This is a genomic window from Pedobacter lusitanus (assembly GCF_040026395.1).
Taxonomy (GTDB): Bacteria; Bacteroidota; Bacteroidia; order Sphingobacteriales; family Sphingobacteriaceae; genus Pedobacter; species Pedobacter lusitanus.
Window position 1 is genome coordinate 5,134,921 of the sequence record NZ_CP157278.1, and the last position, 14,784, is coordinate 5,149,704.

Genomic DNA, 14,784 nt, shown 5'->3' on the forward strand with positions numbered 1-14,784 from the left:
AAAGGGGATTGAGTTTATGGCTGTTTGGTCATCAGATAACTGGTTAGTTTTCTGATTAATCCGTTTTCCATTTCAAAGATATCACAGAAAACCAGGTTAAGGATAGTTCCGTCCTTCTTTTTTGCCCGGACTGTTCCTTCAGCGATAACTACGTTATTTTCTTCTATCATCCGGCTGACTCTGATGACAGGGCTGCCTGTAAAAGCTTCGTTTTCTATTTCTTTATCAAAGGCAGCCTTACCCTGATGAAGATATACGCCTGGTAATTCCCAGGTTACATCTTCAGTTAAACAGGAGGTTATTTTAGCGTGATCGGTGGCATTAAAGCCTTCCATGTATTTGATCACGGTGTTTTTGTTCGTGCTCATGTGTTTTATCTGCTGAGATTTAACGGAATTGGTAAAGGAAATCAGAATCAGGCAGGGCAGTATTAAAGCCCTGCATAAAGAAGTTGTTTTCATAAACTTAAGACTGATTAGAAAGTAACAACAGATTCAGACGGTCAAACATTTTAAACCAGCTTTGTAAAGCGCCTGTTTTTCTGGCTTCAGCTTCTGCAACGGTTTGGTGCAGGGTGACTTTGGTTTGTTTACCGATAGCATCAAAGGTAACTGTGGTCACTATAGCCTGTGGCCAGTCTTCCGGTTTTCCTGCTTCGGCAGCGTTAACGGTGTCTCCATATTCATTGGTAAGAATCATAGAGAAAACCAGTTTCTCCGGAAATGTTACTTCCTGATAAATTCCTTTGATCCAGCAATCTCCATGGATGGGATCATGAATACAGGAGTGGAACCCTCCACCTTCTTTTACCTCTATGGTTTTAAATTCTATGGTACATCCGTCCGGGGCATACCAATGGTTTAGCTGGTCGGGGTTTGTCCAGGCTCCAAATACTAATTCACGTGGAGCATCAAACAGATGCGTAATCAAGAGTTCTTCTTTATTATTTTTCATCGCTTTTGGTTTTTACTTCCTCTAAATATTTATCTAATTTTTCAAATCTTCTGACCCATAGTTTTCTGGATTGTTCTATCCATCCGGATACTTCATTGAGCTGATCCAGCTGTGCCTCACAAAATCTGTCTCTTCCGTTTTGTTTGATTGTAATCAGCCCGCAGTCGACAAGTATTTTCACATGAAGGGAAACTGCCTGTCTGGTCATGTCAAATTTTTCAGCAATAGAATTTACATTATATGGCTGTGCAGCAATAAGATTGATAATTTCTCTGCGGGTTGGATCGGCTATTGCCTGGTATACGTCTCGTCTGGCTTTCATGATATGCAAGTAAGTGCTTGCAAATATAAGCGCAAGTATTTACTTGCGCAAATAAAGTTGTAATTTTAAATGATTTTCTGTGTAGATTGTCAGATTTATCGGGATGAAAAGAAGCCGAAGGGTTCGAACCCCTTCGGCTTTTATTATAATTTGGAGGAATAGTAATTTGTTTATCCGAAGATTATATTCCATTCATTGAGAGTAAAATATCACGTATTTTATCATGTACGAACTGAATATCAATTTGATCAGTATTGCTTAATAAAATAATTCCCAGTTTCTTTTCTGGAATCAATGTCAGTACGCTTCTGTAACCCACATCTCCTCCATCATGTGTATAGTTCATCATTCCTTTATAAGGATACATAAACCAGCTTAATCCTACGGATGCTTTTATAGTAGGGTCTACGCTAAATGTTGGTGTTATCATCATCGTATAGGTGGCAGGAGAAATAATCTGTTTGTTTTTATATTGCCCCTGATTGAGATTGGCAATTGCCCAATGTGATAATTCCTGAATGTTTGTGTTTAAAGTAGAACTGGGTGAGTGCATTCTATTGTAGGGATATACTGAACTTACTACCGGTGGCTTATTGGTATGAGGTGAGGTACGTGGATTATTTTTGACTTCCGGGAAATAAAAACTGGACTGGTTCATTTCTAATGGGTTCAGGATATTTTCTTTGACATATTTTTCAAACGGCATGCCGGAAACTTTTGCAATTAAATCTCCCATGACATCGTATGCTATATTACTATAATGGAATTCTGCTCCCGGATCACTAATCATTTTTTGATCAGCCAGGCTTCGGGTATATCTTTCTGCTGCCCCTTCATCTTCGATAGCTTTCTCCCATTCATAGTTTTGGACGTCTGGCATTCCCGAGGTATGATTGAGCATTTGCTTAATCGTGATTGTTTGGTAACGTCCATCATTCAGCCGGAAATAGGGCAGATAGGTAGTTAAGGGCTTATTAATGTCAAGTTTACCTTTTTCTGCAAGCTGCATTACTGCAGCTGCAGTAAATGTTTTGGATATGGAGGCAATGTGAAAATTGTGCCATGGTTCTAATTTTTCTTTGGTTTGTACATTGGTAACCCCAAATCCTTTGCTGTAAACAATGTCCTGCCCGCTTGTAATCGCTATTGCGATGCCTGGAACATTGCCTGTATCAATTAGTGTTTGCAGATAATTTTCAATTTCATGAAAGTCTTTGTGATTTTTTTGGGGTGTTGTCTGTGTAGTTTTCTTGCAGCTCAGGGTAATCATTAACAGAGCTGTAATCAGCCAAAAGCCAGTTTTTTTTGAAGTCATTTTTTTCTCGTTTTAATGGTAATAATATCAGGATTTTATCAAATGACACCTTCAGGTTGATTTACCCTTATGTTATGCCTGAATTAATTTATATGATCATTAGATAACTGTGTCCATTAAAAGATGTAAAACTGAGATCGAAATTGTTGCCATCCTTCTGGTACCTTTACTATTGGTATTTTGAAACTCTTAATACGCAGGATATGTATAATTTAACCCTACTTTTCTTTATAGGAATGCTGGCAGGAGCAATGAATGCTGTGGCTGGGGGTGGCTCATTTATTACTTTTCCTGCATTGTTATATGCAGGTGTACCTGCTGTTTCAGCTAATGCCTCAAGCACAGCAGCTTTGTTTCCGGCTAGCCTTGTCAGTGCCTGGGAATTTAAAGAATATATCAGGCCTTTTCCTGATGTTTCGATGAAGCTGATGATTGTTTTGACATTTGCAGGTGGCTGTACAGGAGCATTGTTGTTATTACATACTACTTCTGCAAGTTTTACTGTGATTGTTCCCTGGCTGCTGTTAACAGGGGCAATGGCCTTTGCTTTCGGCAAACAACTGGGGAATCAGCTGCGAAGAAAGATCCATATAGGAAGTGGTATCGTACTTAGCGGGCAATTTCTGCTGGGAATTTATGGCGGTTATTTTGGTGGAGCGGTTGGAATTATGATGATGGCAATGTGGAGCTTATTTGGCCTTTCTGATATTAAAGTGATCAATGCCAATAAGACCTTGTTTGTTGGTATAGCTAATGCAATAGCTGTGGTACTGTTTATTATTGCAGGAAAAGTGGCCTGGTCTGAGACCTGTGTGATGCTGATAGCAACGATATTGGGTGGTTACTTTGGGGCAAGATATACGAAACAGATGAATCCTGTTAAACTGCGGATGTCAGTCATTATTTTTAATTTCGTTATAACGGCAATATTTTTTATACGAGTATATCTTTAAAAGATCAGGAAGAATCGAATACTATAGTAAATTCCTACAGGGTTATTTACACAGAGATACTTCTTCTGATCTGTCGTATGTAAAAAACTGTGGGATAAAATCTTGCCGGGCCTCTTATGGTTATGGAGACCAGAGATATTTGATAAACAAAAATATTTTACCGCATTTTTGTATTTTGGTCTAATCAATAACAAACAGTTATAGGCCGGATTCTTACTGAACTGACATACCGTATGAAACTTAAATTAAGAGATGAAAACACTGGAGGAGAATTGTTTTTCTTCAGAGAAGAACCAGGTTTTGACAGGTTGTCTTTTACCAGAGATCAGTATAATAAGTATTTTACTATAGTATGGAATCCATCGGAAAACCAGATCGTTATTATTGATGGTGTTGAGCATGAATTCCCGGCAAATACCTTATTGACGCTTTTGTTCAACCAGACTTTTAGTTTTAGGGATTCATCTTCGCTCGTGGTATGGCAGTTCAACCGGGAATTTTACTGCATTATCGACCATGATAGTGAGGTGAGCTGTGTTGGTTTTCTATTTAGCAGTACTGACCATTTGCTGATTAAGTTAAATGATCAGGCCAGCAAAAAGCTGATTTTATTATCCGAAATCTTTGCTGAAGAATTTAAGACTTCAGATCAGATCCAAAATGAGATGATGCTGATCCTGTTAAAGAGACTGATTATTTATGTGACCCAACTGGCAAAACTGGGATATGTACCTGCCAAAAAACTGGAAGATTCCAGATTTCATATTATCCGAAAATTTAATCTTCTGGTTGAAGGACATTTCAGATCAGAACATTCTGTTAGTTACTATGCTCAGCGACTTTATAAGTCGCCTAAAACGCTATCCAATCTTTTTGCGATCTTTAACCAGAAAAGACCTTCTCAGATTATACAGGAAAGGATAACTATTGAAGCCAAAAGACTTTTATCGTATACGGACAAATCTATAAAGCATATTACTTTTGAGCTCGGATTTGAGGATGTATCCTATTTTTCTAATTTTTTCAAAAAGAACGCCGGCTCTTCGCCTTCAGACTTCAGAAGTTCGGTACAATCTGGGAAGGAAGGGAAATAACTACAACAAAACGGGACATTGGTTAATGGTCTTTGTCTGGTTTTCATCGCAACTTTGTATTGTTGATTCAAACTAAACTCTCAACAATCAAGATTATGAAAAAGCAGACATTAAAAAACATTTTGAAAAGCAGTGTACTTGCTGCAACAGTAGCTTTGTCCATTGTAACAGGAGCAGTAACAAAGACTCAGGCACAGGAAATAAAGAATGTAGTACTGGTACATGGAGCATTTGCAGATGGGTCAGGCTATAAAGGCGTTTATGAATCGCTTACTAAACAAGGCTACCATGTTACGATCGTGCAAAACCCATTATCTTCACTGGAAGATGATGTAGCAGCAACAAAACTGGTATTGGATAATCAGGATGGGCCAACTATACTTGCAGGACATTCCTGGGGAGGAGCTGTAATCACTCAGGCTGGTAATCATCCAAAAGTTGCAGGACTGGTTTATATTGCCGCTTTCCAGCCAGACAACGGCGAAACAGCACTTCAATGGTTCCAGACTGCTCCTCCTGCACCAGAAAATGGTGTGTTGCCTCCGAATGAAAAGGGAATTGTTTATTATGACAAAGGAAAGTTCCACGCCGGATTCTGTGGTGATCTGAGTAAAGCAGAAGCAGGTTTTATGTATGCGTCACAAGGGGCATTTTATGCCAAATGTTTTGTAACACCTATCACTGATGCAGCATGGAGAAAGAAACCAGCTTTCGGTATTGTCGCAACTGATGATAAGAGCATACAACCAGATGTTCAGCGCAAGATGTACAAACGTTCCAATACTAAAGTTACTGAGATTAAAGGCAGCCACGCTGTTTATGTTTCCCAGCCAGAAAAGGTAGCCGCTGTGATCATTCAGGCAGCGAAAGAAGTATCTGGCAAATAGCCTGTCAACTTTAGATTAGTATCTGGAAATTTATAATCCTCTTCCAAACAAAATGTCCGGAATATTAATCCGGACATTTTGTTTGGAATATAACGGCTTTATTTAGCCTTTACTTATTTTATCTGCGTACATTCTACTTCGAATTAGCACCAAATATATACCTGATATTTTCGGACATTTGGTCTTGGCAATTATATTTAAATGAAAAAGATCCTTGCATTAAACATTTTAGTGTTGAGTTTTGGATTAGCCAAAGCTCAGTCAAATAGGGAAGATATAGTTATACAGTGGCCTGAAACAGCTCAGTGGAAGCTTGATCAGTCGTTATCCATCCAGACAGATTTTTCTAAACGCCATCAGGCATGGTACCTTAAGGATCAGGGGAAGGAAAGCTGGCAGGAAATGGTTGGAATAGTTAATGAAGACATTATAAAAAGTACAAAGAGCCTGGATAGTATTAAATTTGTTGCTGACTTATCAAATGCGAATGGTACTAATTTTAAGGTTCTTGCAGAAAAAAAGAATGGTCCTGTAACTTATAAACTGCTCAGTATAGAAAACAGGAAGTTTAAATCTGACAAGGCACCCATTTCCAGCATTGTTTACATCACAGATGGGAAAACCTGCAGACATGTAGTTATGGTTTCAGTAAAAACGGCTAAATTTTCAGCAGATTTCCTAAAACAATGGTCAGGGATTTTGTTGCAGAGCCGGATTATTCCAACAATCTCCGGGAACTTTGAATACACAGATGATGCTTATCTTGATATCAAAGAAACAGATGGAATCGGTACGGTCAATATTATTGCCCGTTTTAAATCAGATCAGATACAGCATTTGCTTAAAGGACAGCTCGTTAAAGTTGTTGTAGATGAATTTCCTGAACTTAGTCTTTCAGGTAAAGTATCAGAGATCAGCAAGGAGAAAAATGAAGAGAATGGATTTGTGCTTACTTCACCCGATACGCAGAGTGGTAATTTTGTGAAGATTATTCAAAGACTTCCTGTTACCATTACAGCTGAGATACCGGCAGAAGTTAAAGCTCAGCTTAAAAATAGAATGAACTGCAGAGTCAGTGTAGCTACTACTCCAAGATAGGATATAGGTTAACAGATTAACAAAAAATCCTGCAGATAATTATCTGCAGGATTTTTATTTTCAGTACTCAGAGCGGGAATCGAACCCGCACGACTTTTAAGGTCACAGGATTTTAAGTCCTGCGTGTCTACCAGTTCCACCATCTGAGCAGGTGTTAAACCTTGTAAATATAAAAACCTTCATAAAGAAGGCTTTAGAGCGAAAGACGAGATTCGAACTCGCGACCCCGACCTTGGCAAGGTCGTGCTCTACCAACTGAGCTACTTTCGCATTGGTATGATATTATCGGTTCTGTATAACTTTATACAGTTAGTACTCAGAGCGGGAATCGAACCCGCACGACTTTTAAGGTCACAGGATTTTAAGTCCTGCGTGTCTACCAGTTCCACCATCTGAGCAGGTGTTAACCTTTTAAATAAACGCTTCCGGTAAAGAAGACATTTAGAGCGAAAGACGAGATTCGAACTCGCGACCCCGACCTTGGCAAGGTCGTGCTCTACCAACTGAGCTACTTTCGCATTGGTTTTAATCACATCATCCGATGGATTCCTGAACTTTGCAAGGCTTAAAACTGTATACCTTGTTTCCGTTTGGGATTGCAAATATAAGGACTTTTATATTACTGTCAAGTTATTTTTAATAAAAAAAACAGGTATTAGCATAAGTTATTGTCATTCAGTACTTCAGAAATTAAATTATTTTCAAAGCCCTTCGTCATGAGATAGCTGATCAGCTTGTATTTTCTTTTATAAGGATCCTTTTCAGTTAAAACAGCTGATTTTTTTTCAGCCGCAGCAAGGATAGTTTTTAAATAATCGTCGTAATCGATCGTATTTAGCGCCTTTAAAATCATCTTTTCCGGGATCTTTTTCAGTTTGAGCCCCTGTTTGATCTTAATCTTGCCCCATTTCTTGATGTTAAATTTGCCGGAGACATAAGACATAGCGAATCTTTCTTCATTCAGAAAGTTATTCATGATGAGTTCAGTGATGACTTCTTCGACTTCATCAGGTTTTAATCCCCAGTCATAAAGTTTATTTCTGATTTCCTGTTGCGCACGTTCCTGGTAAGCACAATAACTTTCGGCCTTAACCAAAGCCGTTCTTTTATCCAGTGCGGGTTTTGAATATTCTTTTTCCAATGCTTTTTGTACCAGCAGCTATTTATTGCTGCTAGTACAAATATCCGCATTATTCTCAGAGCCTGTTTAAAAAATAAGCGATAAACAATTTTATAAGCTAAACTTAAACAGGCTCTGATAAAAGATTAACTTTACCCCTGATTATTAGTATCCGGGTCCATGAGTGAAATGAGTTATACCATTCAGCAGCTTGCTGAACTTTTAAATGTAAAATCCTTCGAAGCAAAACATTCTGCTTTAATTAATAGCCTGCTTATAGATAGTCGTGCAGTGATCAGTCCGGAAACCTCTTTGTTTTTTGCGATAGCAGCATTACGCGACGGACATGAATTTATAGGCGAGGCCTATGCCAATGGCATTAAAAACTTCGTTATCAGTAATCCTGCATACCAGCAATCATTTCCTGATGCTAATTTTTTGTTGGTGAATGATGTCCAGGCCGCTTTACAAAAGATTGCAGCAGATCACCGCAGCAAATTTGACCTCGAGGTTATAGCCATTACAGGAAGCAATGGGAAAACTATTGTTAAAGAATGGTTATACCAGCTGTTATCAGCAGACTTTAATATTGTAAGAAGCCCAAAAAGCTTTAATTCTCAATTAGGTGTACCCTTATCTGTCTGGCAGATTGGTAAGGAACACAATCTTGGTATCTTTGAAGCCGGTATTTCCAGAAAAGATGAAATGCAGAAACTGACAGAGATTATACAACCTCAGATTGGTATTCTGACAAATATAGGAGAGGCCCATGCTGAAGGTTTCGCATCGCCTCAGGAAAAGCTGAAAGAGAAACTAAAGTTGTTTACAGGTGTCGATCTGCTGATTTATTCTCCTGATTACACTGGTGCAATAGCTTCGGCTGATCTGCCCGGAGCGCATAAATTTTCCTGGAGCACAAAAGGCAATGCCGATTTGTCTGTTCTGCTGGTGAAACCCATCAATGGGAAAAGTTATATCAAAGCCTTTTATAAGCAGGAAGAGATCGAATGCCTGCTTCCTTTTAGCGACCGTGCCTCGATAGAGAACGGAATAATCTGCTGGGCGGCTTTATTAGCTATGGGGTATACTCCGGAGCAGGCAGGACTTCGTTTAGAAAGACTGACGGCCGTAAATATGCGTCTGGAATTAAAAAATGGAATCAATCAATGCTCTATCATTGATGATTCATATAGTGCTGACATTTCTTCGCTGGCTATAGCTCTTGATTTTTTGAATCAGCAAAACCAGCATCCCACAAAAACACTGATTTTATCTGATCTGCTGCAGACGGGGAAGGCCGATGCAGAGCTTTATCATGAAATTTCGGTTTTGCTAAAGCAAAAACAGATTAACAGACTGATCGGTATAGGCGAACATATTTCCTCGTTTGCCGCACAGTTTGATCTGCCAAAAGCATTCTACCAAAGTACAGAAGAATTCATAGAGAAATTTCCTGCTATCCCGTTTAACAATGAAACTATTTTAGTTAAAGGTGCCAGGAGATTTGAGTTTGAAAGGATCAGTAAACTGCTTACACAGAAAGTTCATGGAACTGTCCTGGAGATTGATTTAAATGCACTGGTCAGTAATCTGAAATTCTATAAATCAAAGCTTAAACCAGGAGTGAAAGTTATGGCTATGGTAAAAGCTTTCTCTTACGGGAGCGGGAGTTTCGAGATTGCCAATCTGTTGCAGTACCATAAAGTGGATTATCTCGCCGTTGCATATACAGATGAAGGAATTGCCTTAAGAAAAGCCGGGATCACACTGCCAATCATGGTCATGAGCCCAGAACCTTTTGCTTTTGAAGCAATTCTGAGCTATAAACTGGAACCTGAACTCTATAACATTGATATTCTGAAAGCTTTTATAGCTTTTTTACCTGATACAGAGGAAGCTTACCCGGTACATATTAAAATTGACAGTGGTATGCATCGTCTTGGATTTGAAGAACCCGATTTACCGGAACTACTGCCTTTACTGACTCAGACCAGAAAGATTAAAGTTGTTTCTGCATTTTCTCATCTGGCAGCCAGTGAAGATGAACAGCATGATGAGTTTACCGGTTATCAGCTTAAAACATATCTTCATCTCAGTTCCAGGATAAGGGAAAAACTGGATTATGATTTCATCAGACATATTTCCAATACTTCGGCTATTACCAGACATCCCGAAGCACAGCTGGATATGGTCAGAATAGGTATAGGATTGTATGGGTATGACAGCGGATTAAAAGATACGAGTGGCTTACGTCCGGTAGGGGTCTTAAAAACGACCATTACACAGATTAAAACAGTTGGACCAAACGATACTATTGGTTACGGCAGGTGGGGAGTTTTACCGGAAGGAGGTACTACAGCAACGATCAAAATCGGTTATGCAGATGGCTACCGCAGATCATTTGGTAACGGCGTAGGGAAAATGCTGGTCAATGGTAAACCAGCCCCTGTAATCGGTACAATAGCGATGGATATGTGCATGCTGGATGTGACCGGGCTGGATGCTAAGATCGGAGATGAGGTTATTATCTTTAATCATGAGCTAACTGTTACTGATTTAGCGAAACAGATTAATACGATTCCGTACGAGATTTTAACAAATATCTCTCAAAGGGTAAAACGCATATATTTTTATGAGTAGTTTTGTGTTATGAATAGGATTGGGAAGGCACTGTTAAATTACCTGATTAAAGGGTTATTGATTGTATTGCCTATAGCGTTAAGTATTTATATAGTAATCTGGGCTGTGACTACGGTCGATAGCTGGTTAAACGTGAATAATATTTTAGGTGTTGATCCAAGAACAGGAGAAAGCAGAAATATTCCGGGTTTAGGCCTTGCGCTGGTTATTGCCTTAATTCTGATGGCGGGAATATTTGTGACAAATTTTGTGACAGAACCCATGTATAACTGGTTCAACCGCTGGATGAACAGATTACCTGGGTTAAATTTTATCTATTCTTCGATTAAAGATCTTACCGAGGCATTTGTTGGGGACGAAAAGAAATTTAACCACCCTGTTTTGGTGGAGATCACTGCTGATATTAAAAGAATTGGATTTTTAACACAAAATGATCTGTCGTCAATTGGTTTGCCGGGAGATTGTGTGGTTTATTTTCCTTTTTCCTACTCTTTTGCTGGACAGGTTTGTGTTGTCTCTAAAGACAAGATCAAAGAATTGAAAATGAATGCGGCTGATGCAATGAAATTAGTTGTATCAGGAGGGGTTAGTCATATCTAACCCCTGCTTACATTTAAGATCTAGAAATTTGGTTTCAGAACGTATTTATCATAGAATCTGAAGATATGTTCTGTTGCTTCTTCAGCAGTATCTGCTAAACGGAACAGATTTAAATCTTCTGCATGGATATTATGTTCTTTTTCCAGCATGGTGTTTTTGATCCAGTCAATTAAACCACCCCAGTAATCCTTACCTAATAATACAATCGGGAAACGGGCAATTTTACCAGTCTGAATTAAAGTGATTGCTTCAAATAACTCATCCATTGTTCCCATCCCGCCAGGCAACACGATAAATCCCTGCGAGTATTTCATGAACATTACTTTTCTTACGAAGAAGTAATCAAATTGCAGTAATTTATTATGGTCAACATATTTATTGTGGAACTGCTCAAAAGGCAGGTCAATGTTAAGTCCTACAGATTTTCCTCCGTTAGTATGTGCACCTTTATTACCGGCTTCCATGATACCCGGACCACCGCCTGTAATTACACCATAGCCACGGTCAGTAAGTAATTTACCGCAATCTACTGCCATCTGGTAATACTTATTGGTTTCAGCAGTTCTTGCAGAACCAAAAATAGATACACAAGGGCCAATCTTAGCCAGTTTTTCAAAACCGTCTACAAACTCAGCCATTATTTTAAAGATCTGCCATGAGTCGGTTACTTTGATCTCCTGCCAGTTTTTGTTTTCAAACGCGCTTCTTATTTTCTCTTCACTCGTCATTATTATGCTTATTTATATTTTAAAATTTAGTCCGGTCAACCGTGTTTTTTCCGGTAACCCAAAGTAGTATAAATGTAATCAAACCGTTTAGCACAATCAGCTCAAAGCTCATCGCATAACCAAACCATTTTATACTGTGTGTGTTGATTATAAAACACAGCACAGGGGATGCAATACACAGGTAAGGTACTAATTTATCTGTTACAGCTCTCTTTGTCAGCATCCCGAAGGCAAATAGGCCTAACAGAGGGCCGTAGGTATATCCTGCTGCAGTAAATATGGAATTCACAACCGAATCATCGTTTATCATTTTAAAAACCAGGATTACAGCCACCATAATAACTGAAAACCCTATATGTACCCAGTGTCGCTGGTTAACCAGTTTAGGGTCATTCTGATCTTCCTTTTTATCAAAATGCAGAAAATCTACACAAAAAGAAGTGGTCAGTGCTGTAAGCGCAGAATCCGTAGTGGCAAACGTTGCAGCAGTTAAACCCAGCATGAATATAATTCCCGGAATTATGTTCAGATGGTTTAAAGCAATCTCAGGGTATAGATGATCTGGTGTTTTTAAGTCAGCAACTGCTATGCCATTTTTTGCGGCATAAAGATATAATAAAGCACCTACACTCAGGAAAAAGATATTCATAATGACAAATACCCCTGTAAAAGTGAACATATTTTTCTGTGCCTCACCTATGGTTTTCATACTCAGGTTTTTCTGCATCAGATCCTGATCCAGACCTACCATTGCAATAGTCACGAAAATACCGCCCAGAAACTGTTTGAGAAAGTGCGACTTGCTGCCCATGAAGTCTTCCCAGAAGAATATTTTTGAATAACTGCTGTTTTTTACGGCTTCGAAAGTCCCGGCTATATCCAGATGGAGAGATTTTGAAATAAAGATAATAGACAGCACAACTGATAATAGCAGAAATACGGTTTGCATGGTATCAGTGATGATAATAGTTTTAAGACCACCCTTATGGGTATAAAGCCAGATAAGTACCAGACAGATAATTATAGTGAGCCAGAAGGGGACATTCCACGCGTCAAAAATGAATTTCTGCAAAACAATTGCCACCAGATATAATCTGAAAGCAGATCCGATAGTTCTTGAAATCAGGAAAATGACTGCTCCGGTTTTATAGCTGTAAGCACCCAGTCTTTTTTCCAGATAGGTATAGATGGAAATCAGGTTCATGCGGTAATAAAGTGGGAGCAGGACAGTAGCGATGATGACAAAACCCACGGCATTTCCCAGTACGAACTGAAAATAACCAAACTCACTTTTACCCACAGCACCAGGTACGGAGATAAAAGTTACCCCCGAAAGCGCTGTTCCAATCATGCCAAAGGCTACCAGATACCATTTTGAATTGCGGTTTGCAATAAAAAACGAAGCGTTGTCAGACGAGTTTCTTGAGGTGAAATAGGCTACTCCTATTAAGAGGGCAAAATATCCTAACAGAAAGGATAAAAGTATGGCGGGAGTCATATATAATTATACTTTAGGAGCTAAATGTAAGAAATTCATCCTCTAATAATCAAAAGCCTGTTTAAAATTTATCCAATAAATTTTAAACAGGCTCAGAATAACAGAAGATAATATAAATTTGTAAGATGAACTTTTCTTCCAAGCTTCTTGAAGATGCTGTTAACGAATTTTCTAAATTACCTGGTGTAGGACAAAAGACCGCATTGCGGCTGGTACTGCATTTACTGAACAAGGAACAAGAGGAAGTAGATACTTTCGGTAATTCCATAATCAGGTTGAGAAGAGAAATAAAACATTGCAGTATTTGTCATAATATATCAGATTTACCTGTTTGCGGTATCTGTTCTTCCGCCAAACGGGAGAAAGAAATTATTTGTGTGGTTGAGGATACCCGTGATGTAATGGCCGTAGAAAATACTTCCCAATATTTTGGTGTATATCATGTGTTAGGTGGCTTAATTTCTCCTATGGATGGTATCGGGCCATCTGATCTGTATATTGATACGCTGGTTCAACGCGTTGCAACTACACCGGTTAAAGAAATTATTCTGGCTTTAAGCGCAACCATGGAGGGAGATACCACATTATTTTATCTTTATAAAAGACTTAAAGATTTTCAGATACCCATTACTACTATTGCCCGTGGAATTGCTTTTGGTGGTGAACTGGAGTATGCAGATGAAATTACTTTAGGCCGCTCTATTGTAACCCGGGTACCATATGTTAATTCACTAACCAAATAATCAGAATGGATTTTAAGAATAAAGTTGTTGTTATTACCGGTGCTTCATCGGGTATAGGCAAATCATGTGCAGAGGAGTTTGCCAAACGAGGAGCAAACCTGGTGCTGGCAGCCAGACAGTTTGTTACTTTATGTGAGGTTACTGCTGATCTGGAAAAAAAATATGGAATTAAAGCTTTGGCCATACAGGCTGATGTCAGCAAAGAAGCTGATTGTGAAGAGCTGATTAAACGCGCTTTGCTGACTTTTAGTAAAATTGATATCCTGGTTAATAATGCAGGACTATCTATGCGTGCATTATTTAATGAACTCGATTTAACAGTACTGAAAAGCCTGATGGATGTTAATTTCTGGGGTACAGTATATTGTACCAAATATGCATTGCCTGAAATTTTGAAGACTAAAGGAAGTATAATTGGCGTTTCTTCTATTGCAGGTTATCGCGGATTGCCGGGCAGAACTGGTTATTCTGCTTCTAAATTTGCAATGAATGGGTTTATGGAAGCACTGAGAACTGAAATATTGCATACCGGGGTACACGTAATGGTGGCTTGTCCTGGTTTTACAACTTCCAATATCCGGGTTGCGGCTTTGGCAAAAGATGGTAAATCTCATGGTGAAACCAGTATGGAAGAGGGGAAAATGATGTCTTCGGAAGAAGTGGCTGAGCATATAGTGAATGGAGTTGCTGCGCGTAAGCGCACGCTGGTCATGACAGGGCAGGGGAAATTAACGGTATGGATTAATAAACTGTTTCCGGCACTGGCCGATAAACTGGTATTTAATCATTTTACAAAAGAAAAAAATGCATTAATTGAAAACCACAAATAAAC

15 protein-coding genes and 4 tRNA genes are annotated in these 14,784 nt (G+C 38.9%); 8 read left to right on the top strand and 11 right to left on the bottom strand.

Annotation, left to right across the window (positions count from 1 at the left end; genetic code table 11):
* Window positions 1–14 precede the first annotated feature (14 nt).
* The 4 genes from PL_RS22080 to PL_RS22095 form a co-directional block, all read right to left on the bottom strand.
* The gene (locus tag PL_RS22080) at window positions 15–368 is read right to left on the bottom strand and encodes a nuclear transport factor 2 family protein (RefSeq protein WP_041884555.1); all 354 of its coding nucleotides are present in this window, start codon (window positions 366–368) and stop codon (window positions 15–17) included.
* A 97-nt stretch (window positions 369–465) separates the two neighbouring features.
* Window positions 466–954: an SRPBCC domain-containing protein gene (locus PL_RS22085; protein ID WP_041884481.1), complete on the bottom strand. Its 489-nt coding sequence runs from the start codon at window positions 952–954 to the stop codon at window positions 466–468.
* Window positions 944–1,276 carry an ArsR/SmtB family transcription factor gene (locus PL_RS22090; protein ID WP_041884478.1) on the bottom strand — a complete coding sequence of 111 codons (333 nt, stop codon included), beginning with the start codon at window positions 1,274–1,276 and terminating at the stop codon, window positions 944–946. Before PL_RS22090 ends, PL_RS22085 begins: the two co-directional genes overlap by 11 nt.
* A 181-nt stretch (window positions 1,277–1,457) precedes the next feature.
* A complete protein-coding gene (locus PL_RS22095; RefSeq protein WP_348620388.1) occupies window positions 1,458–2,591 on the bottom strand; it encodes a serine hydrolase domain-containing protein in 1,134 nt (377 codons plus the stop codon).
* A gap of 203 nt (window positions 2,592–2,794) precedes the next feature.
* Between PL_RS22095 and PL_RS22100 the strand changes: the two genes are divergently transcribed.
* The 4 genes from PL_RS22100 (at window position 2,795) to PL_RS22115 (ending at window position 6,623) form a co-directional block, all read left to right on the top strand.
* Entirely contained in the window at window positions 2,795–3,544 is a 750-nt protein-coding gene (locus PL_RS22100) for a sulfite exporter TauE/SafE family protein (protein ID WP_041884476.1), read from the top strand.
* 233 nt (window positions 3,545–3,777) lie between these two features.
* Entirely contained in the window at window positions 3,778–4,638 is an 861-nt protein-coding gene (locus tag PL_RS22105) for a helix-turn-helix domain-containing protein (protein WP_041884474.1), read from the top strand.
* A 95-nt stretch (window positions 4,639–4,733) separates the two neighbouring features.
* Window positions 4,734–5,525, top strand: a complete 792-nt coding sequence (locus tag PL_RS22110; protein WP_041884472.1) for an alpha/beta hydrolase — start codon at window positions 4,734–4,736, stop codon at window positions 5,523–5,525.
* Between the two features lie 201 nt (window positions 5,526–5,726).
* A complete protein-coding gene (locus PL_RS22115) occupies window positions 5,727–6,623 on the top strand; it encodes a hypothetical protein (protein WP_041884470.1) in 897 nt (298 codons plus the stop codon).
* A gap of 64 nt (window positions 6,624–6,687) precedes the next feature.
* On the opposite strand, the gene PL_RS22120 is transcribed toward PL_RS22115, so the two are convergent.
* From PL_RS22120 to PL_RS22140, 5 genes are all read right to left on the bottom strand, one after another.
* Window positions 6,688–6,772 (bottom strand) — tRNA-Leu (locus PL_RS22120).
* A 48-nt stretch (window positions 6,773–6,820) separates the two neighbouring features.
* Window positions 6,821–6,893 (bottom strand) — tRNA-Gly (locus PL_RS22125).
* A gap of 43 nt (window positions 6,894–6,936) precedes the next feature.
* Window positions 6,937–7,021 (bottom strand) — tRNA-Leu (locus tag PL_RS22130).
* A gap of 47 nt (window positions 7,022–7,068) precedes the next feature.
* A tRNA-Gly gene (locus PL_RS22135) sits at window positions 7,069–7,141 on the bottom strand.
* A gap of 137 nt (window positions 7,142–7,278) precedes the next feature.
* Complete coding sequence (locus PL_RS22140) at window positions 7,279–7,764, bottom strand: regulatory protein RecX (RefSeq protein ID WP_041884468.1); 486 nt, start codon at window positions 7,762–7,764, stop codon at window positions 7,279–7,281.
* A gap of 159 nt (window positions 7,765–7,923) precedes the next feature.
* On the opposite strand from PL_RS22140, the gene PL_RS22145 reads away from it, so the two are divergent.
* Both PL_RS22145 and PL_RS22150 read left to right on the top strand, forming a co-directional pair.
* Window positions 7,924–10,383 (top strand): bifunctional UDP-N-acetylmuramoyl-tripeptide:D-alanyl-D-alanine ligase/alanine racemase, encoded by a 2,460-nt coding sequence (locus PL_RS22145; RefSeq protein WP_041884466.1) that lies wholly within the window; start codon window positions 7,924–7,926, stop codon window positions 10,381–10,383.
* A 9-nt stretch (window positions 10,384–10,392) separates the two neighbouring features.
* A complete protein-coding gene (locus PL_RS22150) occupies window positions 10,393–10,983 on the top strand; it encodes a DUF502 domain-containing protein (RefSeq protein WP_041884464.1) in 591 nt (196 codons plus the stop codon).
* A 20-nt stretch (window positions 10,984–11,003) separates the two neighbouring features.
* Here PL_RS22150 and PL_RS22155 read toward each other — a convergent pair whose 3' ends face one another.
* The gene (locus PL_RS22155; RefSeq protein WP_041884462.1) at window positions 11,004–11,711 is read right to left on the bottom strand and encodes a TIGR00730 family Rossman fold protein; all 708 of its coding nucleotides are present in this window, start codon (window positions 11,709–11,711) and stop codon (window positions 11,004–11,006) included.
* Between the two features lie 19 nt (window positions 11,712–11,730).
* Window positions 11,731–13,209, bottom strand: a complete 1,479-nt coding sequence (locus PL_RS22160; RefSeq protein ID WP_041884461.1) for a sodium:solute symporter — start codon at window positions 13,207–13,209, stop codon at window positions 11,731–11,733.
* 125 nt (window positions 13,210–13,334) lie between these two features.
* On the opposite strand from PL_RS22160, the gene recR reads away from it, so the two are divergent.
* Together recR and PL_RS22170 are read left to right on the top strand one after the other, a co-directional pair.
* On the top strand, window positions 13,335–13,952 hold the full coding sequence (recR, locus tag PL_RS22165; RefSeq protein WP_041884459.1) for a recombination mediator RecR: 618 nt from the start codon (window positions 13,335–13,337) through the stop codon (window positions 13,950–13,952).
* 5 nt (window positions 13,953–13,957) lie between these two features.
* Window positions 13,958–14,782 (top strand): SDR family oxidoreductase, encoded by an 825-nt coding sequence (locus PL_RS22170; protein WP_041884457.1) that lies wholly within the window; start codon window positions 13,958–13,960, stop codon window positions 14,780–14,782.
* Window positions 14,783–14,784 lie beyond the last annotated feature (2 nt).